At 28.2% G+C, this 23,480-nt stretch carries 22 protein-coding genes; 3 read left to right on the plus strand and 19 right to left on the minus strand.

Features of this window, described 5'->3' with window-relative positions; genetic code table 11:
* Positions 1–81: 81 nt before the first annotated feature.
* From P161_RS0114405 to P161_RS0114415, 3 genes are read right to left on the minus strand one after another with little or no spacing between them, the layout of a single operon-like run.
* Entirely contained in the window at positions 82–432 is a 351-nt protein-coding gene (locus P161_RS0114405; protein ID WP_026777627.1) for a carboxymuconolactone decarboxylase family protein, read from the minus strand.
* Complete coding sequence (gene tatC / locus P161_RS0114410; protein WP_026777628.1) at positions 416–1,237, minus strand: twin-arginine translocase subunit TatC; 822 nt, start codon at positions 1,235–1,237, stop codon at positions 416–418. Before tatC ends, P161_RS0114405 begins: the two co-directional genes overlap by 17 nt.
* Complete coding sequence (locus P161_RS0114415) at positions 1,237–2,205, minus strand: SIS domain-containing protein (RefSeq protein WP_026777629.1); 969 nt, start codon at positions 2,203–2,205, stop codon at positions 1,237–1,239. The genes tatC and P161_RS0114415 overlap by 1 nt, the downstream gene beginning before the upstream one ends.
* A gap of 138 nt (positions 2,206–2,343) precedes the next feature.
* On the opposite strand from P161_RS0114415, the gene P161_RS0114420 reads away from it, so the two are divergent.
* Positions 2,344–4,527: an ATP-dependent DNA helicase RecQ gene (locus P161_RS0114420; RefSeq protein WP_026777630.1), complete on the plus strand. Its 2,184-nt coding sequence runs from the start codon at positions 2,344–2,346 to the stop codon at positions 4,525–4,527.
* Here the strand turns inward: P161_RS0114420 and P161_RS0114425 are convergent.
* The 5 genes from P161_RS0114425 to P161_RS0114445 all read right to left on the minus strand — a co-directional run bounded on the left by P161_RS0114425 (position 4,524) and on the right by P161_RS0114445 (position 8,955).
* On the minus strand, positions 4,524–5,165 hold the full coding sequence (locus P161_RS0114425; protein ID WP_026777631.1) for a response regulator transcription factor: 642 nt from the start codon (positions 5,163–5,165) through the stop codon (positions 4,524–4,526). The genes P161_RS0114420 and P161_RS0114425 overlap by 4 nt on opposite strands.
* Positions 5,166–5,229: 64 nt before the next feature.
* Complete coding sequence (locus P161_RS0114430) at positions 5,230–6,900, minus strand: sensor histidine kinase (protein ID WP_155810472.1); 1,671 nt, start codon at positions 6,898–6,900, stop codon at positions 5,230–5,232.
* Positions 6,901–6,951: 51 nt separating this feature from the next.
* Entirely contained in the window at positions 6,952–7,452 is a 501-nt protein-coding gene (locus P161_RS0114435; RefSeq protein ID WP_026777633.1) for a hypothetical protein, read from the minus strand.
* 103 nt (positions 7,453–7,555) lie between these two features.
* Entirely contained in the window at positions 7,556–8,233 is a 678-nt protein-coding gene (locus P161_RS0114440) for a ZIP family metal transporter (protein ID WP_026777634.1), read from the minus strand.
* Positions 8,230–8,955, minus strand: a complete 726-nt coding sequence (locus P161_RS0114445) for a class I SAM-dependent methyltransferase (protein WP_026777635.1) — start codon at positions 8,953–8,955, stop codon at positions 8,230–8,232. The genes P161_RS0114440 and P161_RS0114445 overlap by 4 nt, the downstream gene beginning before the upstream one ends.
* 244 nt (positions 8,956–9,199) lie before the next feature.
* On the opposite strand from P161_RS0114445, the gene P161_RS0114450 reads away from it, so the two are divergent.
* The gene (locus P161_RS0114450; protein ID WP_026777636.1) at positions 9,200–10,381 is read left to right on the plus strand and encodes a class I SAM-dependent RNA methyltransferase; all 1,182 of its coding nucleotides are present in this window, start codon (positions 9,200–9,202) and stop codon (positions 10,379–10,381) included.
* Between the two features lie 320 nt (positions 10,382–10,701).
* On the opposite strand, the gene P161_RS0114455 is transcribed toward P161_RS0114450, so the two are convergent.
* From P161_RS0114455 to P161_RS0114500, 10 genes are all read right to left on the minus strand, one after another.
* Entirely contained in the window at positions 10,702–11,256 is a 555-nt protein-coding gene (locus P161_RS0114455; protein WP_155810473.1) for a hypothetical protein, read from the minus strand.
* Positions 11,257–11,494: 238 nt separating this feature from the next.
* Positions 11,495–12,286 carry an anti-sigma factor gene (locus P161_RS0114460; protein WP_026777638.1) on the minus strand — a complete coding sequence of 264 codons (792 nt, stop codon included), beginning with the start codon at positions 12,284–12,286 and terminating at the stop codon, positions 11,495–11,497.
* A 3-nt stretch (positions 12,287–12,289) separates the two neighbouring features.
* Positions 12,290–12,823, minus strand: a complete 534-nt coding sequence (locus tag P161_RS0114465) for an RNA polymerase sigma factor (protein ID WP_026777639.1) — start codon at positions 12,821–12,823, stop codon at positions 12,290–12,292.
* A gap of 38 nt (positions 12,824–12,861) precedes the next feature.
* Positions 12,862–14,817, minus strand: coding sequence for a DUF3857 domain-containing protein (locus P161_RS0114470; protein WP_051605765.1), 1,956 nt, complete (start codon positions 14,815–14,817; stop codon positions 12,862–12,864).
* 2 nt (positions 14,818–14,819) lie between these two features.
* Complete coding sequence (locus P161_RS0114475) at positions 14,820–15,899, minus strand: exonuclease domain-containing protein (RefSeq protein ID WP_026777641.1); 1,080 nt, start codon at positions 15,897–15,899, stop codon at positions 14,820–14,822.
* 35 nt (positions 15,900–15,934) lie between these two features.
* Entirely contained in the window at positions 15,935–16,594 is a 660-nt protein-coding gene (locus P161_RS0114480) for a YggS family pyridoxal phosphate-dependent enzyme (protein ID WP_026777642.1), read from the minus strand.
* A gap of 116 nt (positions 16,595–16,710) precedes the next feature.
* Positions 16,711–17,946 carry a DUF1015 domain-containing protein gene (locus P161_RS0114485; protein ID WP_026777643.1) on the minus strand — a complete coding sequence of 412 codons (1,236 nt, stop codon included), beginning with the start codon at positions 17,944–17,946 and terminating at the stop codon, positions 16,711–16,713.
* A 74-nt stretch (positions 17,947–18,020) separates the two neighbouring features.
* Positions 18,021–18,971: a D-2-hydroxyacid dehydrogenase gene (locus P161_RS0114490; protein WP_026777644.1), complete on the minus strand. Its 951-nt coding sequence runs from the start codon at positions 18,969–18,971 to the stop codon at positions 18,021–18,023.
* An 89-nt stretch (positions 18,972–19,060) separates the two neighbouring features.
* Complete coding sequence (serC, locus tag P161_RS0114495) at positions 19,061–20,116, minus strand: 3-phosphoserine/phosphohydroxythreonine transaminase (RefSeq protein WP_026777645.1); 1,056 nt, start codon at positions 20,114–20,116, stop codon at positions 19,061–19,063.
* 200 nt (positions 20,117–20,316) lie between these two features.
* Entirely contained in the window at positions 20,317–21,378 is a 1,062-nt protein-coding gene (locus tag P161_RS0114500) for an acyl-CoA reductase (RefSeq protein ID WP_026777646.1), read from the minus strand.
* Between the two features lie 69 nt (positions 21,379–21,447).
* Here P161_RS0114500 and P161_RS0114505 point away from each other — a divergent pair, with 69 nt between their 5' ends.
* Positions 21,448–21,798, plus strand: a complete 351-nt coding sequence (locus P161_RS0114505; protein ID WP_026777647.1) for a 4Fe-4S dicluster domain-containing protein — start codon at positions 21,448–21,450, stop codon at positions 21,796–21,798.
* A gap of 120 nt (positions 21,799–21,918) precedes the next feature.
* Here the strand turns inward: P161_RS0114505 and P161_RS0114510 are convergent, their stop codons facing one another.
* Positions 21,919–23,421 carry a carboxypeptidase-like regulatory domain-containing protein gene (locus P161_RS0114510; RefSeq protein ID WP_026777648.1) on the minus strand — a complete coding sequence of 501 codons (1,503 nt, stop codon included), beginning with the start codon at positions 23,419–23,421 and terminating at the stop codon, positions 21,919–21,921.
* Positions 23,422–23,480: the final 59 nt, after the last annotated feature.

Below are 23,480 nucleotides of genomic sequence, written 5' to 3' on the forward strand. Positions count from 1 at the left end.
AAAAGTAATAAAGTTTGTTTGTTAGGAATCTTAAAGCATTCATAAACATTCATACTTTTACACAGTTAGTCAATTCAACAATTACACTTTTTGATTTTCAAGTGCTTCCCAAAACTCAACAGCTCTTCTTAAATGTGGAATTACGATAGTACCACCTACTAAAGTTGCAATAGACATGGTTTCCATCATTTCTTCTTTAGAAACGCCATTTTTATAGGCAGTTTCTAAATGATACGCAATACAATCATCACATCTTAAAACTGCAGAAGCTACTAAACCTAAAAGCTCTTTTGTTTTTGTTGGTAGATGACCTGCTTGAAATGCATTGGTATCTAAATTATAAATTCTTTTGATAACTTTATTATCCGAAGCTAAAATTTTTTCATTCATTTTAGCACGATACTCATTAAATTCTTTAACGTTTGTTGGCATTCTTTTCTTGATTTTTGATAACTCTTTGAGATACTTTTATGCTTATTTCATATAAAATAAGAATAGGAATTGCTACCACAATTTGGCTTGCAACATCTGGTGGTGTAATGATTGCAGCTAAAATTAACACTACAACCAAAGCATGTTTTCTGTACTTTCTTAAAAATTCGGGTGTTATTAAACCTATTTTAGTTAAAAAATAAATTAAAACAGGCAATTCAAATAATATTGAAACCCCTAATAACATGTTAGTTACTAGGCTTATGTGAGATTGTATTGTAAAAGTATTTTCAATAGAATCTGTAATTTGATAGTTGTATAAAAAATTGATGGATATTGGCGCAATTACATAAAAGCTAAATAAAACGCCCAAAAAGAATAAAAGCGATGCAATAAATATAAAACCTCTTGATTTTGATATTTCTTTTTCGGTTAATCCTGGAGAAATAAAGCGCCAAAGTTCCCATAGTAAATAAGGAAAAGCAACTACTATTCCTAAAATTAATGAAGACCAAATAGAGTTCATTAACTGTGAAGTAACCTCAATACTAATTAATTTTTTTTGATTAAAATTAGTTCCACAAAAATCACTATCCATACCAAACAAGTTGAAAAATTCACAAAATACTTGGTAGGTAATAAAATCTGGCTCTAAATGTGCCAGTAAAAAATGATCATAAACTTCTTTCGCAAAAATAAAAAATACAACAGCAAAAATAAAAACTGCTGACGCACTTCTTACCAAATGCCATCTTAATTCTTCTAAATGTCCTAAAAAAGACATTTCTTTTTGTTTGTCTGCCATTAAAAAATACCTTCTTTAATTAAATCATGTAAATGTACAACTCCTGCATAATTATTGGCATCATCTACAGCTAAAATTTGAGAAATGCTATTATTTTCCATGGTTTCTAAAGCCTCAACAGCCATTGCATCTTTATGAATTGTTTTTGGGTTTTTACCCATAATATCTAATGCTACAAAATCATCTATTTTTGTAGTTTTACTTAGCATTCTTCTAATATCACCATCAGTAATAATGCCAATTACTTTTTTATCTTTTACAACAGCTGTAACTCCTAAGCGCTTTTCAGAAATTTCTACGATTACTTTTGCTATGGTATCTGTTTCAACAACTTGTGGTAGTTCATTTTTTTCTAGCAAATCAGAGACTCTTAAATACAAACGTTTTCCTAAAGCTCCTCCTGGATGATATTTTGCAAAATCCTTGCTTGTAAATCCTTTTAATTCTAGTAAGCAAACTGCCAAAGCATCTCCCATTACCAATTGCGCAGTTGTGCTTGTTGTTGGTGCTAAGTTATTAGGACACGCTTCTTTCTCTACATAGGTGTTTAAGGTAAAATCTGCATTTTTGCCTAAAAAAGAATCTACATTTCCTGTTATGGCAATAATTTTATTTCCGTAGTTTTTTATCAACGGAACTAATACTTTTATTTCTGGAGTGTTGCCACTTTTAGAGATGCAGATAACTACATCATCTTTTAAAACATTTCCTAAATCTCCATGAATGGCATCTGCAGCATGCATAAAAACAGCTGGAGTTCCTGTAGAGTTAAAAGTTGCTACTATTTTTGTAGCAATATTGGCACTTTTACCTATTCCTGTTATAATAACTCTTCCTTTAAAATTATAAATATATTTTACAGCATTTTCAAAATCTATATTAATAAAATTTGCTAAATTAGCAATAGCATTACTTTCGGCTAAAATTGTATTTTTTGCGTTTGTAATAATTGAAGATTGATTTTTCAAGTCTTTAGTATTTTATCAGAATAAAAAAAAGTTATATCTTTAAGATATGTTTACAAGACAAATTTACTACAAAAATAAGTTTGCACAAATAATATAATTAAAGGTTTATCTTTTAATTTTCAACAAAATTTATATTGAATGGATTTACATAGTCCTCTTAAAAAGTTTTTTGGTTTTAATAAATTCAAAGGACTCCAAGAAGAAGTCATAAGAAGTATTGTGAATAACAACAATACGTTTGTAATAATGCCAACAGGTGGTGGCAAATCTTTATGTTACCAATTGCCAGCTTTAATGGCAGAAGGTACAGCAATTGTAGTTTCGCCTTTAATAGCTTTGATGAAAAATCAAGTAGATGCTATTAGAGGAATTTCTGAACACCATGGAGTTGCTCATGTTTTAAACTCCTCTTTAAATAAAACAGATGTTGCCCAAGTAAAAGAAGATATTGCAAGTGGCATTACAAAACTGTTATACGTTGCTCCAGAATCTTTAATTAAAGAAGAATATGTTTCTTTTTTAAGAACTCAAAAAATTTCTTTTGTAGCTATTGATGAAGCGCATTGTATTTCTGAATGGGGTCATGATTTTAGACCAGAATACAGAAACTTAAAACATATTATTAAAGCCATAGATAATGTGCCGATAATATGTTTAACAGCAACTGCAACAGAAAAAGTTCAAGAAGATATTTTAAAAACCTTAGGTATTACAGATGCAAACAGATTTAAAGCTTCTTTTAACAGAGATAATTTATTTTATGAAGTAAGACCTAAAACTGAAGATGTTCAAAAAGATATTATTCGCTTTGTAAAGCAAAGAGAAGGAAAATCTGGAATCATTTATTGTTTAAGCCGTAAAAAAGTAGAGGAAATTGCCCAAGTTTTACAAGTTAATGGTGTAAAAGCAGTTCCATATCATGCAGGTTTAGATGCAAAAACGCGCGTAAAACATCAAGATATGTTTTTGATGGAAGATTGTGATGTTGTGGTTGCAACCATTGCTTTTGGTATGGGAATTGACAAACCAGATGTTCGTTTTGTAATTCATCATGACATTCCTAAAAGTTTAGAAAGTTATTACCAAGAAACAGGTAGAGCTGGTAGAGATGATGGAGAAGGATATTGTTTAGCTTTTTATGCTTATAAAGACATAGAAAAGCTAGAGAAGTTTATGGCTAGCAAGCCAATTGCTGAGCAGGAAATTGGACATGCATTATTACAAGAAGTTGTGGGATATGCAGAAACTTCTATGAACAGACGTAAATATTTATTACATTATTTTGGTGAAGATTTTGATGAAGTAAATGGTCTTGGAGCTGACATGGATGATAATTCTAGAAATCCGAAGAAAAAACATGAAGCGAAAGAAAATGTTGTTTTACTTTTAAAAGTTGTTAGAGATACACTTCAAAAATACAAAGCCAAAGAAATTGTAAATACAATAATTGGTAAAGAAAATGCCTTATTAACATCACACAAAACACATTTACAACCTTATTTTGGTATTGGTAAAGATAAAACTGCTGGGTATTGGATGGCGTTAATTCGTCAAGTTTTGGTGGTAAACTTTATCAGAAAAGAAATAGAACAATATGGGGTTATAAAATTGACTGAAGAAGGGGAGAATTTTATAAAAAATCCTACATCTTTTTTAATGACCGAAGATCATGTTTACAACGAAGAAAACGATCAAGCAATTGTTACCAATGCAAAATCTTCTGGTGGTGTTGCTGATGAAAAATTAGTAAGTTTATTAAAAAACTTGCGTAAAAAAGTAGCCACAAAACAAGGAGTACCACCTTTTGCTGTTTTTCAAGATCCGTCTTTAGATGATATGGCTTTAAAATACCCAATTACTTTACCAGAATTAGCAACTGTGCATGGAGTAGGAGAAGGAAAAGCAAGAAAATTTGGGAAAGATTTTATACAGCTTATTGCCACTTATGTTGATGAAAATGATATTTTAAGACCCGATGACTTAATTGTAAAAAGTACAGGAATAAATTCAGGTTTAAAGTTATCGATAATTCAAAATACAGATAAGAAACTCCCTTTAGAGGATATTGCAAAATCCAAAGGGTTGGAAATGAATGAGTTGATTAAAGAGATGGAAGTTATTATCTTTTCTGGAACCAAATTAAATATCGATTATGCTTTAGATGATTTGTTAGATGAAGAGCAACAAGAAGAAATTCATGAATATTTTATGGAAGCTGAAACAGATGATATTGAAGAAGCTTTAAGCGAATTTGATGGTGATTATGATGAAGATGAATTGCGTTTAATGCGAATTAAATTCTTTAATGAAGTTGGTAATTAAAATTTATATTTCATATCTATAGCATATTTAACCAATTCATTTCCAGAAGATAAGTCTAGTTTACGAATAATGTTTTTACGGTGTGTATCTACAGTGGTTTTTGCGATAAATAATGTCTCAGAAATTTCTTTAGATGTTTTTCCGTTTGCAATTAAATTTAAAATTTCCTTTTCTCTATTTGATAAAATAATTTTATTAGATGTTCCAATAGTTACCTGATTCTCTATATAATTATTCATAAAATTGAAAGCCACATTTGGGTCAAAAAATGTTTGTCCGTTTGCAACTGCAACTATGGCTTTTGATAACATTTTAATACCTGAATTTTTTAAAATATAGCCTGTGGCACCAGCATCTAACATTTGTTTAATAGCTTCTGGTTGATCAAACATAGTCATTGCCAAAATATTAATATGGGGTAGTTTTTGCTTGATTATCTTAGTGGCTTGAATACCATCCATAATTGGCATTCTAATATCTGTAATAACTAGTTTAGGCTGTTTTAAACTGACTAGTTTTACAAGTTCATCTCCATTATTAACACTTCCAATAATGTTAATTTCATCATTATATTCAAAAAAAGATTTTACACCATCAATTAGCATTTGATGATCTTCTGCCATTATCACTGTAATCATAGTTTCATTTTAGATAAAAATAATGTTTTTTTAGGGTTTTAACATCCCTATGAATAAGTAATTATTAGACAGGGATATCTAAAATTATAGAACTTCCTTTTCCAAGAGTTGCATCAATACTAAAAGTACCATTTAAGTGTTTTACTCTTGTTTTTATAGAGTTAATTCCCATTCCATTTTTTAAATCTACTTTATTAATATCAAAACCTTTGCCATCGTCTTCAATAATAATATTTAGATTTTTATCATATAGAGAAATATTAATCGTCGCATTTTTGGCATCAGCATGTTTAATAATATTTGTTATTAATTCTTGAATAATCCTAAAAACGGTTATTTCTAAACTATTTTCTAAACGCTCATTAAGACCAAAATGGATTACTTCAATTTTAATTTTATCTGCTAAAGATATTTTTTCAGCCATTATTTGCACAGCCATCAACAAAGCTTGATTAGATATTACACCAGCATTTTTAGCATGTGCAATACTTCTTACCTTTAAATAAGCTTGATCTATTAAACCTTCAGTTTTATTGAATAATTCCTCTTGATTAATTTTCTTTTTTTCTCTGTTAATTTGTAAATTTTCGAAATGTAATTTTAAAGTAGCTAAAACAGACCCTAAATTGTCGTGCAAATCTTCTGCAATTCTTTTACGCTCTTTTTCTTGACCATTAATCATGGCATTTATAATACTTAATTCTTGTTCTTTAAGAAAAGTAATATTTTTTTGTGAAGCTAATTCTTTTTCTTTTTCTGCAAGTTTTATTTTCTTTTTAGAGTTTTTATGGCTTAGCAATGCAATAACTCCCCCAAATAAAATAAAAAGGAGAGCACCTATTAAAAAGTTTCTGTTTTTTTCTTTATCAATTTTTAATTGAAGGTTTTCTTTTTCGTTTTTTTCGTTTTTTGTTTTAAGTTCTTGTTTTTCTATATCATTTTTATATTTTTTATCTAAATTGGAGATTGCAATATTTTGGGCTGTATTGTTTAGACTGTCTTTTGCTAAATTAAATTTTTCGAAATATTCAAAGGCTTTTTTATAATTTCCATATTCTTTATAAATATGAGCAAAATTTTCGAAAATAATTTTGTTGTATTTTAATTGATAAGCATCTAATTGTATTGCTTCTGCTTTTTTTAGTTGAATAAGAGCTTCTTTAAAATTACGCTGTTTTTTTAAAAATAATGCGTAATTGATATAAAAACCAACCATTGTAATTTTATCTGATGAATCTAAAATAGAGACTGTTTTTTTGAAAAAGTAATTCGCTGAATCTGGTTGTTGTAAAGTATATAAAAAAGCTAAATTTAAATATACTGAGGCTTTATATTGTTTTAGTTCTTCTCTGTTTGTTAATAATAATGATTTCTTATAAAATTTACTCGATTTACTTATAGAATCTTGATTCCAAAAGTAAGCTGCATAAGCGTTATTTGCTTTTAATTGCATTAATGAATCGCTTTTTTCTTCTGCATATTTAGAGTAATCATCTAAATATAGTTTTGCATCTTCATTTAAATTATTTTGCGACTTAATTAAGTAATATAAATTGATGTTACATTTTGCAATGCTATCCTTGTTATTTGTTTTTAAATAAAAATTTCTTGATTTAATGTAGCTTTCATAAGCTTTGTAATGTTTATTTTCGAAATCAAATTGTTTTCCTTTTTTAAAATAGTAGTAAGCAGAATCTAGTTTTGAGTTTTGAGCATAACAAAAACTACAAAACATAAAAAATATGATTTGTAGTTTTAAAGTATTAATATATCTTAAAGCTTTCAATTAAGGATTTCTAACAATTACACCTCCACCACCAGCTTCATCTGGCATAAGAATAGTTTCTTCTACTGCTTTTGTAATATTAAATTTACCACAACCCCAATCATGAGAATCTTTATGAAACATCTTTAATAAGGAATATTTTATTCTAAAAATTTGACTGTTAAAATCAGAAGGTATATCGTTTACAATATACACATTAACAGAATCATCTTTATGTAATTTAAAAGGTTCATCTTCCTCAGAATCAAATTTAATAGTTGAAAATGGTATTTCAATAGGTAAACTTATAAAGTCTTCTTTACCACAAATACGTTCTATAGTTCCATTAGAAATATGAACTATAATTCCTTTTGCACCATCTTTTTTATCTAAATAATAACATTCCACATATTTATAAGGATTTTTTTTGTTTTCAGCTACTAGAAAATCGAGATAAATAGTATTATCTCTTAAATCAAAACGATTTGAATCGCTCGCTTTAATAATTAATGGTTCTGGCATATATTTAGTTTTATGGTTAAAATCATTTCAAATATCAGAAATATTCAAAATAATAACATACCTATAAATAGGTATATTTTTACCACTAAATATAAGTAAAAAACTATAAAGTTAAAACAGTTAATAAAACTCCAAAAACGATAGCAATAAATTTTTGTAAGTTAAATTTATGATTTTCAGTGCTTTCAAAAAGAATAATTGTAGAAATGTGCAGAAAAACGCCAATAATTAAAGCCGTAATTTCTGTTGCGTAGGTTGTGAAAAACGAAATTTTATCTCCCAGCAAAACGCCTAAAGGACTCATTAATCCAAAGAAAAATAGAAAACTAAAAACTATTTTTTTATCATATTTTGTTTGCATTAAAAAGGATGTTAACACGATTGCAATCGGAATTTTATGCACAACAATAGCCCATAATAAATTTTCATCTGCATGATGAATAGGTAATCCTTCAGAAAAAGCATGTAAACACAAACTAACAAACAATAAGGTTGGAAACTTTTTCCCATCTGAATGCATATGAATATGTCCATGTTCTGCTCCTTTAGAAAAAGACTCTAAAACCGATTGTAAAATAATACCTACCAGAATAAAAACCCCAATAACAGTGCTGTTGCTTGTAACTGTATAAACATCTGGTAATAAATGCAATATTGTAACCGATAATAAATACGCACCACTAAATGCTAACAGTAAACGAACAATTTGTTTGCTGGGTTTTGTAAATAAAACTAGTAGTGAACCTACTAAAACAGCTATTATTAATAAGATATAATTCACTTGGCAACTAAAATTAATCTGTTAGAAATTTTCTCATTAAAATTATTCAATTTATAATCTCCAAAAGTATGTGTAATTGTAAAACCAACTTTATCAAAGTAAGATTTCATTTTAGTTTCATCTAAATATTTTACTCTTTCTGTGTAAGAATGTTGTTCATCATCAGCAAAAAAAGTGATATTTTTTAAAATAAAACCATTTTTAATTTCCCTTGTAATGTGAAACGTAATGTCGTCTACAATTTTGATTTCTTTCGCCACTAAATTTTCTTTTACCAATGCAGCATTTAAAAAATCGAACACAAAAAAACCATTTGTATGCAAACCATTTTTTATGTTTTGTAAAATTAAAATGTCTTCTTTATCATCCTCAAAATAACCAAAACTTGTAAATAGGTTAAAAATAGCATCATATTGATTGTTAAAAGGTTCACGCATATCATGTACCTTAAATTTTAATGAAGTATTCTCGAATTGTTTTGCAATTTTTATACTGTTTTCAGCCAAATCACCACCAGTAACTTTGTATCCTAATGAATTTAAAAATACAGAATGACGCCCTTTTCCACAAGGTAAATCTAAAATATGAGTTGTTTTTGGCAACGCTAAAAATGCAGTTATATTTTTCATAAATAACTGTGCATCAGCATTGTTTCTATCTTTATAAAGAATGTGATAATACTTTGTATTAAACCATTCTGTAAACCAATCTTTTTCTATCATCATTTTATTGAGTTTGTAAAAGTAGTTAAATCTTACGTTCTGTAAAATCATTTTTTATAAATATAAAGTTTCGGTTCTCAGCAGCATATTCAATAGCAATATTCAGCAATAGTTTTCAGTAATTTACTACAAACAAATACAGCAGCTTTCAACTAATTTTAATGCAATCTAAAACTACCAACAATTTTTTGTTTCTTCAAACTTCCTTTTTCTTACTTTCAACTTATAATAGTAACTTTGCACTATGGATAAAGATTTTAAAATGACAGCAACAACACTTTTTGGTTTAGAAGGTGTTTTGGCAGAAGAACTGAAAAATTTAGGCGCTCAAGATGTTAAAGAAGCTGTAAGAAGTGTTTCTTTTAGGGGAGATAAAGGTTTTATGTATAAAGCAAATATAGCTTTAAGAACTGCTGTTCGAATTTTAAAACCTATAAAAGTTTGTAAAATTTACGATGAAGAAGATTTATACGAATCTATCCAAAAAATTAAATGGGAAAACTTTTTAGATGCAGAAGGCACCTTTGCAATTGGAGCTGTTGTGAATTCTAAAAATTTTACATCGAATTCGCATTATATATCTTTAAAATCTAAAGATGCAATTGCAGATTATTTTAGACATAAATATCATAAAAGACCGAATGTAGATTTAAAATACCCAGATGTTAAAATCCACATTCATATTCAAAAAGATTGGTTAACGGTTTCTTTGGATTCTTCTGGAGATTCTTTGCACAAACGTGGTTACAGAACAGCTACGAATATTGCACCAATTAACGAAGTTTTGGCTGCAGGAATGGTTTTACTATCAGGCTATACAGGAGATGAAAATTTTATTGACCCCATGTGTGGTTCAGGTACAATTTTAATTGAAGCTGCCATGATTGCTAATAATATTCCAGCAAACATCAACAGAAAATTGTTTGCTTTTGAGCAGTGGAAAGATTATGATGAAGATTTATACTTTACCATTCAAGAATCTTTATTAAAGAAAATTCGTTCTTCTCATTTTAAAATTATGGGCTTTGACAAAGCACCATCTGCTGTTCAAAAAGCCAAGGCAAATGTAGAAAGTGCCAATTTAGATGAATTTATTGGGGTACATCATGTCAACTTTTTCAATTCTACCAAAGAAGTTTTTGGAAATACCACCATTTTGTTCAATCCACCTTATGGAGAACGTTTAAATATTGATGTTCAAGAATTTTACAAAAAAATTGGCGATACTTTAAAACACAATTACCCTGGTTCTACTGCTTGGTTAATAACTTCAGATACAGATGCTTTGAAATCTGTAGGTTTGCGAACTTCAAAAAGATTGGCGCTTAAAAACGGAGATTTAGACTGTAAATTTGTTAGATACGATTTGTATGAAGGTTCTCGTAAAATTAAACCTAGAAAAAATAATTCGGACGAGGAAGAGTAGTTTTAAGGTTTTTATAAGGAACAAAGTAATCTTGATATTAAACCTTTTAATTTTTGTTGGAAGCTATTTCCTGCTTTCCATTATATCTTTTTAATTGTTTCTTAACAAATAAAACTTATTCTGTTAGATGTTGTAATTTTTTGAAATGAACAAATATGCTATTTTAAGGCCATTAAAAAGGATGCCATTTCAATCAGGGCTAAACTTGTTTGTTACCTATTAAACCCACAATTTCTATTTTTTTAAAATTAGAATACAAATAAAGGTTAAAACTGTTTTAAATACTATTTGTTAAATATGAATGGTGGCAACTAGTTTTTTTAATTAATAGTTTTCATAATTGGATATGTATCCTCTTTTTTAATATATCCATCCAAAATCAGGCTATGTTTTTTTCTTTCTGTATCATAGATAAAAGTCAATTTCTCACCATGTAAGAAATGAAAATAAATCGAGCTTATTTCGTTTTCCATTTTTGAGTCCGTTAATGCAATTTTCTTTTTTCCATAAGTACACATTGCTGAAGGAATAAAGGCATAATAATTTGTCTCTTTTCCAGAAATGATTTTTTCAGAATAAAAATCCAATTCAGCATTTATACTGTCCTTTTTTGAAGAAATATAATTATATCGAACAACTCCTTTTAAAGGCTTGTTTACTGGTCTAACATCATAGAAACTACAAGGATTTATACTAATTATATATTCGGTATTTTCTTTAAATTTCAAAGCACTCACGCTAATTTGTTTGCCATTTTTTGAACATATTAAAGTGTCAAAATCCATTTTATGAATTTTTATATTGTGCTTTGTCTTGTCAGGCACAATTGTTCGTCCATTTATGTTAAATACTATTTGTTGTCCTTTTAAGTGCATTGTTTCAAAACTAATTATAGCCTCTTCGTACTGACTAAACAAATTTGTTATTGTCAGAATCAATAAAAACGAGAATATGTATTTGTTCTGGGTCATTTCTCAAATTGGTTACAACTCGTTATCTAGTAACTTATCTTACAAATATCCCATAAAAAACAAATAGGATACACAAACTTTTGTTGCTTACTTGTTTTTTTTAATTGGATAAATTATAAATTAAGTAAATAAAATGTAAACTTTAAGAAGAAACTGCCCCTAAAGTATACAGTTGCTCTAGAGTAGGAGAGATACTACCACCTGCAGGCTCTAAAGTAATACCAAATGCTTCTGATTGGTTTGCATTTGTAATGGTAAATATTTTGTTGGTATCCGCTGTAAAAGAATCTAAAGTTCCTAAACTTGTTGGTGTTAAAGGGTCTAAAGTTAAAGACCAAACTTGATACACTTTTCCTTTTGGAGGTTCAGGTAAACCTTTGGCATCTAAATAAATAGATTGCGTTTTTTTATCCCAATACACTTTTGCATAAGCACCTGGTGAAACTGCTTGGCCACCTAAAGGAACTGAAATAATATCTTTATCTCTAAAAATTGTAATCAGTTTTTCTGCAGAAGCTAAATTGGTAGAAGCACTGTCTATTTGAGCTTCTAAAAGTTCTTTTTCAAAATTTTCAGAGGCCAATTGTTCTTTTAATTTATTATTTTGAAGTACAGATAAAATTAAAGTTGAACCTAATATAAAAGCAGCTGCCCAACCAACATATTGTTTCCAATTCGATTGTGGTTTTGCTATTGAAATTACTTTCGTTTCATCAACTTTTAATTTATGCCTTATATTTTCAAATGAATAAGAAGCATCTCTTTTTGTAGCAGCCGTTAATTGTACAATTGCCTTTTCTATAGATTCTACTTCTGCTAATAATTCTGGATTTTGTTGAATTGCAGCGTGTACTTCCTCATTTTCTTTTTCAGAAAGGGAGCCTGCTATATACAGTTCTAAAATTCCAGTTGCTATGTAGTCTTTTGTATTCATTTTTTAAACGCCTAACATTGTTCTTAATTCACCAATGCAAGACCTATTTCTTGTTTTTATGGTTCCTAATGGAATATTCAATTCTTCAGATGCTTCTTTTTGTGTAAATCCTTTAAAATATAGTAATTCAATTACAGATTTACAGGTTTCGCCTAATTTGGTTACAAACTCTTTTAAACCAATTGTATTTGTTTCGCTATCTAAACTAGAACTGCTTTCCAATATATCTACGAAAAAATCTGCACTTAGGTTTTGTTTAGACTGTTTAAATTTTTTAGATCGTGTATAATCTATTGCTGCGTTTCTAGCAATATTTAATAACCACGTAAAAAAACGACCTTTTTTTGCAGAATAAGTATCTGCTTTGTTCCATGCTTTAATAAAGACGTCTTGCGTAATTTCTTGAGCTACATCATCATTTTTAACAATGTTATTTACAACACCAGAAATACTGTTACAATAGAAACTGTAAAGTTTTTCATAGGCTTTTACGTCCTTTTGCTGAAACTGTAAAATTAATTCTGTTTGGTCTTTCATCTATTCGAACAAAAATAGGGTAAATTTTTAGTATAATTTTATTTTTTTTCTATAATTATGTACGAACTTTCTGCAATCACAATTCGTTTAAAAAATTCTTTTAAAGAAAAATATTCTTCAGAAGAATATGTTTTTTTATTTAAACTAAAACGTGTAATTACATTTACAACATTGCCTTTATTAACTGTTTTTAGTAAAAAAGTACCACTATTATTTGGTAACGAAATAGCCATTTGTTCTGGTAATTGGGTAACCTTATAAGTATCAGGAACTTCTAAACTAAGTGTAAAAGTACTACTTTTTGCAAAACCAAAATCTACAGGATAATTTCTTTCTTTAAGTTTAAACGGATTTTCTTTTAATCGATTAAAGAAAAAAGGATTAATTCTTGCTTTTTGAGTCAACTCATCATTCATAAAGATTGTTACTTCAAATATTTCTTGTAAAGGTTTTTCTAAATTATCTTTAAAATGAACCTCATAGCTGTCTACTTCTATATTAGAATTATCTTCTTCAAATTCTTTAATGTAATTGTTTTTGCCTAAAATACTTAGCTTTTCTCTTTGGTTTTGAGCTATATAACCAATTCTTCTTGTGAGTAGATTACCAACAAAATTGCCATTTTCATTTAATTTTAATTTGGCTGATGTATTTATAGATGATTTTGTTTTTGGTTGTAAAACTACCCAATTACTTTCTTTTTTAAAATTTATAACCCTAGCTTGTCCATTTAAAGTTCTTAAAGGAACTTGCCCAAAAGGCGAAAATTTATCTGTTGCATCTAAATAATATTCTTTGCCATTAATTGTGGTTTTTATAACTACATAATTAAAATCGAAAATTACTGGATACAATGTAGTTGGTAAACCGTGATTTCTTGTAGAAAGTATTACCAATTCTGCCTCTATATCTGCAGCTTCTAAAGCATTGAATAAAGATAAATTAATTTCACCTGCACTACCTGATCTATCTTCAAAAGCATCTTTTACTTTTTCATCTTCACTATTCCAATACTTTTCATTCCAAGAATAATGGTTTTGAATAAATGTATAAATACTTTTAGCTTTTTCTAATTGATTTTCTATGGCTAAAATGTCTTCTGGAATTCTTCTTTTAAAAAAGCCTTTTTTACTGGTTTGATTATTAAAAAATATATCTTTTAATTTTTTATCAGCTTCTTTCCAAGTAGTGGTATATCTTTCTGTTTTACCTCTAGGACTTGTATAAGATTTTAAATCAAAAGTTAATCGAGAAACGTAGTTTTTCTTACTTAACATAAAATCTTCTTCTTTAAAGGCAGGTACATCATACATTCCATAAGAGTATATTGCACAGGCAGCATCACCTAACAAACCATCAATGTAAATACATTTTTTGTTTATAGAAGGTTCGTCTTTATCTAAATTTAAATAACCAATAATTCTAATATTATATTTATAATTTCCTAAAATAGCTGCATCAAATTCGCTTTTAATTTTGGGAATATCAGATTGAAAATACCAATCATCAATACCAGAATATGGAGAAATTTTACTGTAGGAATACTCTAAAACACTCCCAACTTTTATATTCGGAAATGTAAATTTATGAGCAGTCCAAGCTTCTGATTCTTCTACTTTAAAAATGGTATTGTCATTTAAATTAGTAGTTTGTATTTTACCGTTTTCAGATATATTATACGTTATCGCTTTTAAGTCTATTATTTTTTCTTTCTTATAAGAATTAATTACAACATTCGCTAAATCAAAAGCTTTTTGATCTAAAATTTTTATTCGATAATAAAAATCTGTTCTTGTATTAAAACCATTTTTTTTGTCTAAATAAATATTGGCATGTTCATATAACACTACTGCTGTTGCTGTTGAGTCTTTATCATAAACTGTCATTGCTAATTCATCTAAACTGGTTTGACCCATTTTTGATGATTTTTCTACTTGAGAATTTAAAAAGGTAGCACTAAATAATAATGTTAGGAGTAAAATTTTTTTTTTCATATTTAAAAACGGACTATTTTTTTCACACTATTTCTATTCAAGTAATTTTTTACAATCGATTTAGCAATTTCTTTATAATTAATAGTTGTTAATACTGATTTTAGGATTTCAGCATTATTTTCTTGAAATGCTAAATTTGTATAACCATAGCTAGTAACAACGTTATTTTCGATTAATATAATTGCATTTTCTTCAACTTCTCTCCCTTTTTCAACAATTATAAAATTATCGTTATTAAAATTTTCTTCATTAATTTTAAAACTCTTTTTAAAGTTGAATTTAGGTGAAATATCTTCTAATTCTAAATAATATTTTAAACGAGTAAATAGCTCGTTACCTGTTTTGTTAAAAGAAACAGAAGTTGCTCTTTCTTGAATTTTTACAGCCCTTCTTGTGGTTTTGATAAACAAGTTGTTTATCTCTGCTTTTATATTTTTTCCTTTTCCAATAAAAATAACTTTTCCATTGGTATCATGTACATAAAAAATACCTAAAACACTCGGAATTTCATCAATTAAATTCTTTAGTTTCTCTTTTTCGAGCCTTCTATCAAAATATTTAATGGAGCTTTGAAAAATAGTTTTTTGAGTATCTTTTGCCAACAATAATTTAAACAATTGTATGGTAGCCAAAGCATCACCATTTGCTCTGTGCCTTTCTGTTATAGGAATTCCCAATGCTTTGGTTAATTTGCCTAAGCTATATGAAGGTTGGTCTAAAATAAGTTGCTGACTTAATTCTACTGTACACAATGTATTTCTCTCAAAATCATACCCTAATCTTTCGAATTCGGTTCTTAAAATTCTATAATCAAATGCAGAATTATGAGCTACAATTATGCAGCCTTTTGTAATCTCTACAATTCTTTTGGCAACTTCGTAAAATTTTGGTGCATTTTGCAACATTTTGTTGTTAATGCCAGTAAGTCTTACTACAAATTCTTGAATGGGTTTTTCAGGATTTATGAGGGATATAAACGTGTCTACAACTTCATGTCCATCAAATTTATGTATTGCAATTTCGGTAATTCCTTCTTCATTAAATTTACCTCCAGTGGTTTCAATATCTAGTATAGCGTACAATTTTTTTCTTTTTTTTGTGAAATTTACTGATAATATTAACGACTACCAAATATAGAACTTCCAACTCGAATCATGGTACTTCCGTTTTCGATTGCCAATTGGTAATCTCCACTCATTCCCATTGATAAAACTTCAAGCTGGCAATTGGCTGCTTCTGTTTTTTGTTTTTGTAAATCGAAAAAGTTTTTAAGGGATGAAAACTCTTCATTCAGCTGATCTTTATCATCAGTAAATGTGGCCATTCCCATAAAACCAACCACTTTAATATTTTGTAAAGTTGCTATTTCTTCGGATGTTAAAATTGCATCAATTTCATCAAAAGAAAGTCCGAATTTAGAATCTTCCTTAGCAATTTTAGCTTGTAACAAAACTTTAATATTTCGATCATGTTTTTTAGCTTCTTTGTTGATGACTTTTAAGGTTTTAAATTTATCGACTCCGTGAATTAAATCGACAAAATGTGCCATATATTTTACCTTATTACTCTGTAAATGGCCAATCATGTGCCATTGAATGTCTTTAGGTAAAGCATCATATTTATCCACCATTTCTTGAATTTTATTTTCGCCTAAAATACGCTGACCAGCATTATAAGCTTCTTGTAAATCTTCAATAGGTTTGGTTTTAGAAACTGCAACAAGCGTTACATTTTCTGGTATTTTCGATTTAAATTCTTGTATATTTTCTTTAATCATTTTGATAATTTTTTAAGCTGATATTCATCAATCTAAATAATGAGAAACTTTTATTTAAAAATACATAAACTATATTTTCAACTTTTTTTTTAGACTGATTTTTTAAAAGATAAAATTTAAAACTCATAAACAGTTAAACCACTTCTTAATTTTGGCTGAATATACGTTGTTTTTGGAGGCATTTTTAAATTTGCATCCGCAATTTCTTTCAATTCAAAAATTGTTACAGGCATCATACTAAAACCAATCGTATAAAAACCAGCATCTACTTTTGTTTTGATGGAAATTACATCTTTTTTATTATCAGAATGGCCAACTCTGTCATTATTCGTTAAATCTTTAACCCCTAAAATTGGTTCTAAAACAGTTCTAAATAATATTTCTGAATCTAATTTACTCAAAGCATTCGTAAAAGTGTAATTATCTTCTTTAAAATATAAAGAATAAAACTCACCATTTAAATACATACTAAAATGATGTTTTTTATCTGGAAAATAAATCAATTGTCCACGATTTTGAATAACAAAATGAACACTTAATTTCTCTAAAAATTCCTCTACAGATAAGCCATTTAAATCTTTTACAAATCGATTAAACTCAGAGATTTTTAATTGTGATTCTGGAATTAAATAACTCATAAAATAGTTATACGCTTCAGAACCAGTATGATTTTCGTTTTCTGAAGCTAATTCTTTAGCTAACAAAGCAGATGATGCAGTTCTATGATGCCCATCAGCAATATACAAAGCCTCTATTTTGGCAAACGCTTTTGTAATTTTTTGAGTGATATTCTCATCATTTACAACCCAAAGTTTATGCAACATTTTATCGGTTGTAGAAAACTCATACTCAGGGTTTTTTGCTTTTTCTTTATTGATGATTTCCTCAAGTGTTTCATCATCTCTAAACGTTAACAAAACAGGTTCTGCATTAAAACCAATTATTTTTAAATATTTTTCAAAAAGACGTTCTCTTTTATGGATTGTTCCTTCGTGTTTTTTAATCAAATTATTCTTGTAATCATCAATACTTGTAGCTCCAATAATGCCACAAAAAGTATTGGTAGCATCGCTTCTTTCGTAAATATAAAAACCAGGAATGGTATCTTGATTAAAAATTTTGTTCCTTTTAAAATCTGCATATCTGCTTTGTACTAATTGAAATCTTTTTTCTGTAGAAACTTCTTGTAAATATTTATAATCAGGATTTACAACATGTAAAAAAGTGTAAGGATTAAAATCTAGTTTTGCACCTAATTCAGCAGGAGTATAGGTTTCATAAGATTTGGAAGAAACCAAAGCAACTTTATCTCTACTTGCTCTAACTGCTTTAAAAGGTTTAATTATGGCCATGTTTTACTATTCAGGTTGCAGATTTGGTATGCAGTTTACAATTTTAGTTTTTTAATATTTTTATAAAAAAAAGACTATCTCAATAATTCTATAATTTGTTTTGCAATTTCTAAACCAACTCTTTCTTCTGCTTCTAAAGTTCCTGCACCAATATGTGGAGATAAAGATAAATCAGGATTCATTAATAGTTGAATTTCTGGATTTGGTTCGCTTTCAAAAACATCTAAACCAGCAAATTGTACTTTTCCATTTTCAATAGCCGTAATTAATGCAACTTCATTTAAATTACTACCTCTAGAGGTATTTATAATTCCAACTCCATCTTTCATTTTTTCTATTTCATCAGTATCTATAACATACCCTTCTTGCTCAGGAATATGAATTGTAATAAAATCAGCTTCTTTTAATAATTCTTCTTTGGTGCTCATATCAATATTAAAATTGATTTTTTGACCATTAAAAAAGTTTAAAGTGATGCTTTCAGAAGTAATATTATCATCAATAGCAATTACTTCCATTCCAATTCCGATGGCAATTTTTGCAACTTCTTGACCAATGCTGCCAAAACCAATAATTCCTAATTTTTTGCCACGTAATTCTGTTCCTTCAGAATACGTTTTTTTTAATTCTCTAAATCTAGAATCTCCTTCTAAAGGCATTTCTCTGTTGGCAGAATGTAAAAATCGTACCATTCCAAATAAATGTGCAAATACCATTTCTGCAACAGAAACTGTTGAAGCTTCTGGAGCATTTATTACATGTAAACCTTTATCAATTGCATACTCTACATCAATAGTATCCATACCAACACCTGCAAAAGCAATTAATTTTAAAGACGGGCATTCATCAATTAAATCGTCTCTAACTTCGGTTAAACTTTTAACAATAATTGCATCTATATTGTTATCATTTATATAATTTTCTAGTTGATTTTGAGCAACTTTTACATTTAGTACTTCAAAACCTCCTTTTTCTAAAGCTTCGATTCCGCTTTTTGATAATCCGTCGTTTGCTAATATTTTCATTCTTAATTCAATTCAAAATTTATAATTTATAGTTCAAGGTTTGGTTCATACTCTAAATTTTGAATATTAAATTTTAAACCTTGAATTCTTTATTTTAAAGCTTTCATTACATCTACCAAAGCTTGCACACTATAAAGTGGCAAAGCATTGTACATGCTTGCTCTATAACCACCAACACTTCTGTGTCCATTTAATCCATTTATTCCTGCTTCTTTCAACATTTTGTCAAACTTTTCTGTTAAAGATTCATCTGTTAACACAAAAGTTGCATTCATAATACTTCTATCTTCTTTGGCTACAATTCCTTTAAAAAGAGGATTTCTATCAATTTCAGCATATAAGAGTTCTGCTTTTTTATTGTTTACTTCTTCAATAAATGGAATGCCACCTAAATCTTTTAACCATTGTAATGTTAGCATAGAAACATACACAGCAAAAACTGATGGTGTATTGTACATGCTATCGCTTTTAATATGAATTTGATAGTTTAACATAGAAGGAATATGTCTTTCTACTTTTCCTAAAATTTCTTCTTTGATAATTACTAAAGTAGTTCCTGCAGGCCCCATGTTTTTTTGAGCTCCAGCATAAATTAAATCGAACTTCTCAAAATCTAATTGACGAGAAAAAATATCTGAACTCATATCGCAAATCAAAGAAACATTTGTTTCTGGAAACGATTTCATTTGTGTTCCTGCAACTGTATTGTTGCTTGTACAGTGAAAATAATCTGCATCCTTTGGAATTGAATATCCTTTAGGAATATAATTAAAACCTTTGTCTTTTGAGGAAGCTACTTCCACAACTTCACCAAAAGCTTTTGCTTCTTTTATGGCTTTGTCAGACCAAGTTCCTGTGTTTAAATACGCTGCTTTTTTATTTAATAAATTGTAAGCAACCATTAAAAATTCCATACTTGCACCACCTTGTAAAAAAATGGCTTGATATCCTTTATTTTCTAAACCTAACAATTCTAAAGCTAAAGAGCGTGCTTTTTCTATCACTTCAACAAAAGGTTTGCTTCTGTGCGAAATTTCGATTAACGATAAATTATCATCATTAAAATTTAGAATAGCATCTGATGCTTTTTGCAAAACCTCTTGTGGTAAAATACAAGGCCCAGCACTAAAATTATGTTTTTTCATACTACTATTAGGTTCAAAATTTAATGTTTTAAGATTCAAAGTTTTGAGTAAAAACTTTGTCTCAATTTTTTTTTTTTTAAATAATAATTTGTGGAATTTTAAAAAACCACACAATTATTTTTAATTTGTGAATTCGTGGCCAATTTATTTTCAGCGCAATTCTTTGCAAACTTTGCGAAAAACCTTTGCCCTCTTCACATTTATATTTTAGATAAAAACTCCAAAGTATTTACGCCATCAGCATAATCTGTTAACTTCGGATGTTGCGTTTGCCCAAAAGCAACTTCATTTTCTAAAAAATCTTTGGCAACAATACACTGTATTTTTTCTTTATCTTGATGTAATTTTATTTTTAAGTCGATTTCATTGTCATAATATTCATAAAAAACGGTAGCAATAGGAGAGGAGTAACTTTCATCTTCCTTAATCATTAAAAAACCATTTTCTAACAAATCGAATTCACTCATTAAATATACAGCCTTATTATAATCGTAATTATTGGCGTATTTTGCATTGTTAATGATGTCTTTTTTTGAGAACATTCCATTGAAAAAGGGATTGAAATCAAAATCTTTTGGCACATACAGTTTTGAAACAGATCTGCAACCCAAACCAAAGTATTGAAAAACATCTTGAGACAGTTTTTCAAAATCTTTATCTGTGACTTTATCAGTAATCACAGCTACAGAATTTCTACTTTTTCTGATAATGTTTGGTTTATCTTTAAAGTAATAATCAAAATAACGAGCAGTATTGTTGCTTCCTGTTGCAATAACAGCTTCAAAATCGGTTAATTTTTCTTCAGTAAATGTAATTTTGCCTTTAAAACCGGGTTCTACATATTCCAAAAATTTTGCTAAAAAAGGCAGTAAATGTTTATCATTAGATGATTGTTTAACAACTACAGCATGTCCAGAAATTAAGACCGATAAAAAATCGTGAAAACCAACCAAAGGAATGTTGCCAGCCATAATAACTGCTACTTTTTTAGAAGAAGTATTTTCAACATTTATTTCACCAACAAAGTTTTTTAAGTTGTTTTCTGTTAGTGCATTAGACCAGCTTTCTAAAGAAAATAGAATGTTATCTTTTGTAAACCAAGAGTTTTTTTCTTGCGCTAATTTTATTTGATGTTTAAAACCTTCAAAAAAAAGAATGTTATCTACAACACTCTCCTTTTTCTCAAAACCAGCTGTTTTAAATTGACTTAAAAAATGCCCTAATTTTGAAAATGCTAAAATTCTATTCTGAATACTAATCATTTATTTGGTTGTCTATTATTTTGGCTTTATTTTTGCAAAAGCAAAGGTACAAAAACAGAAAAGAAAATTATGGCAATTATTATAACAGATGAGTGTATAAATTGTGGGGCATGTGAACCAGAATGTCCTAATACAGCAATTTACGAAGGTGCAGACGATTGGAAATATTCTGATGGAACAGATTTGAAAGGAAATGTAGTGTTACCAAATGGTAAAACCAAAAATGCAGACGAAGATCAAGAACCAGTTTCTGATGAAATTTATTTTATTGTTGCAGATAAATGTACAGAATGTAAAGGTTTTCATGAAGAGCCACAATGTGCTGCAGTTTGTCCTGTAGATTGTTGTGTGCCAGATGATGACAATGTTGAAACTGAAGAAGAATTATTGGCGAAACAGAAGTTTATGCACAATGATTAATTCTTTTGTTTCATGATTTAGTAAATGCCTTAAAGCAATAAAAAAAATAATATTTAGGATTTTTAATTTCTTGAAAATCATTTAAAAGTTTGTAAAACCTCGATTAATTTCGAGGTTTTTTTAGTCCCATTTTTTAAGATACTCAGCAATTAATTGTTTGTTTTTCCAAGCTGATTTATTGTAAGCTTCATTAGTAATATACTCAAATCTTTTTAGTGGGCTATCTTTTGTTACAGGTTTTGTTTCTTGAGCTTCTATACTAAATACATTTGTAATTAGTACTTCTGTAGTTTCTTTGGTATCTAATTCAATCTTTATATCAAACTTTACTTTATTTTTTGTGCGCGAATTTTCTTTGAATTTTATAGGTCTGTGTACGTATGCATACGTTCCTCTAATTTCTTTGTAATAAGAAACATAAACTTTATTTTCCTCATTTTTTTCATAAAATAAAGTTATTGTATTTATATCTTCAGAAACTTTAATACCTAGCAACCATTTTAAATTTACATTCTGCCCCCTTTTTCCATCAGCAAATTGATAATCTATTTTTGCAATGGTAAAATCTGTAGGATTAATAAAAATTTTTCCACTGTATTTAGATTTTGATTTTCTGGGTTCAAAGTTTAAAACATACATCATTTTTGATCCTAAAATGGCGTTTGTCTCTAAAGTATGTTCGTAATATTTTTGACTTAAAAAATTTTGTTGCCTTTGAGAATTAAAAAAACTACCTTTATATTTAGAGGTATTAAATCCACTTAAAGCAAAGTTTTCATTAAAAGTATTTTCAAGGTTTAAAGAATCTGTTTCATTAATTACTTCTTTTATAGAAAGTGAATCTTCAATAGGAAACAAGCCAGTACTTACTTTGTAGGTTTCATTTTTATTAAGGTGTTTTAAAACAATACTTTGTAAATCGTTTTGAGCATCTTCAATCGTAATTTTTTTTCTGTTTTGCATCGATTTGTAACCTTGTACAGTATCTATTTTATCGATATTTTGAAACTTTTTTGTTTTTTCTATAAATAATTTTTTGGTTTTGATATTTCCATAAAATTCATTGGAAAAATTAGGATCACTATTTTTTAAATTGTTTGCATAATCTGTCAATTCTTTTTCAGCTATTTTTCTCTTTTTTCTGCTTAATAATGTGCTTTTATCTAAATTTAAGTCCAATTTTTTAAAGTTGATAAAACTATTTTCTTTTACATAAAAATTACTATTTAAAGCTCCTGAAACAAAATTTTCTTTCATGCTTTTTTGAGTTTTTAAAATAATAGAATCTAAAGAAATTTTAGCTAAATTCAACTGAATTTCGTCTAACTCATTAACTTTTTCAACTAAAAGAACAGTATACTTCAGTTTTTTAAATTCATCGAAATTTATAGTTAAGGTTACATAGCCTAAACTTGAAAAAGTAATTGTTTCTAAACCTTTACTTTGAATAATAAATTCGCCATCAATATTAGACGTACTCCCTCTGTTTAAATTTGTAATAATTGCAACATTTTGTATCGGTTCTAAAGAAACATTATCTACTACTTTTCCAGTAATCGTTTGAGAAATCAGAGAAAAACATCCGAAGAAAAAAAGAAAAACAAAAGGTAATTTTTTAAGCATAGTTGGTTAATTTTTGGGAAAAGTAGAAAAAAATTCAAAACTTGAAACTACAACTATTT

Source organism: Polaribacter sp. Hel_I_88 (genome assembly GCF_000687935.1).
In the GTDB taxonomy this organism is placed as follows: Bacteria; Bacteroidota; Bacteroidia; order Flavobacteriales; family Flavobacteriaceae; genus Polaribacter.

Coding starts and splice junctions, on each gene's coding strand:
- P161_RS0114405 (WP_026777627.1), bottom strand. CDS start 432: ATGCCAACAAACGTTAAAGAATTTAATGAGTATCGTGCTAAAATGAAT.
- tatC (WP_026777628.1), bottom strand. CDS start 1,237: ATGGCAGACAAACAAAAAGAAATGTCTTTTTTAGGACATTTAGAAGAA.
- P161_RS0114420 (WP_026777630.1), top strand. CDS start 2,344: ATGGATTTACATAGTCCTCTTAAAAAGTTTTTTGGTTTTAATAAATTC.
- P161_RS0114425 (WP_026777631.1), bottom strand. CDS start 5,165: ATGATTACAGTGATAATGGCAGAAGATCATCAAATGCTAATTGATGGT.
- P161_RS0114430 (WP_155810472.1), bottom strand. CDS start 6,900: ATGTTTTGTAGTTTTTGTTATGCTCAAAACTCAAAACTAGATTCTGCT.
- P161_RS0114435 (WP_026777633.1), bottom strand. CDS start 7,452: ATGCCAGAACCATTAATTATTAAAGCGAGCGATTCAAATCGTTTTGAT.
- P161_RS0114445 (WP_026777635.1), bottom strand. CDS start 8,955: ATGATAGAAAAAGATTGGTTTACAGAATGGTTTAATACAAAGTATTAT.
- P161_RS0114450 (WP_026777636.1), top strand. CDS start 9,200: ATGGATAAAGATTTTAAAATGACAGCAACAACACTTTTTGGTTTAGAA.
- P161_RS0114455 (WP_155810473.1), bottom strand. CDS start 11,256: ATGCACTTAAAAGGACAACAAATAGTATTTAACATAAATGGACGAACA.
- P161_RS0114460 (WP_026777638.1), bottom strand. CDS start 12,286: ATGAATACAAAAGACTACATAGCAACTGGAATTTTAGAACTGTATATA.
- P161_RS0114465 (WP_026777639.1), bottom strand. CDS start 12,823: ATGAAAGACCAAACAGAATTAATTTTACAGTTTCAGCAAAAGGACGTA.
- P161_RS0114470 (WP_051605765.1), bottom strand. CDS start 14,817: ATGAAAAAAAAAATTTTACTCCTAACATTATTATTTAGTGCTACCTTT.
- P161_RS0114480 (WP_026777642.1), bottom strand. CDS start 16,594: ATGATTAAAGAAAATATACAAGAATTTAAATCGAAAATACCAGAAAAT.
- P161_RS0114485 (WP_026777643.1), bottom strand. CDS start 17,946: ATGGCCATAATTAAACCTTTTAAAGCAGTTAGAGCAAGTAGAGATAAA.
- P161_RS0114490 (WP_026777644.1), bottom strand. CDS start 18,971: ATGAAAATATTAGCAAACGACGGATTATCAAAAAGCGGAATCGAAGCT.
- serC (WP_026777645.1), bottom strand. CDS start 20,116: ATGAAAAAACATAATTTTAGTGCTGGGCCTTGTATTTTACCACAAGAG.
- P161_RS0114500 (WP_026777646.1), bottom strand. CDS start 21,378: ATGATTAGTATTCAGAATAGAATTTTAGCATTTTCAAAATTAGGGCAT.
- P161_RS0114505 (WP_026777647.1), top strand. CDS start 21,448: ATGGCAATTATTATAACAGATGAGTGTATAAATTGTGGGGCATGTGAA.
- P161_RS0114510 (WP_026777648.1), bottom strand. CDS start 23,421: ATGCTTAAAAAATTACCTTTTGTTTTTCTTTTTTTCTTCGGATGTTTT.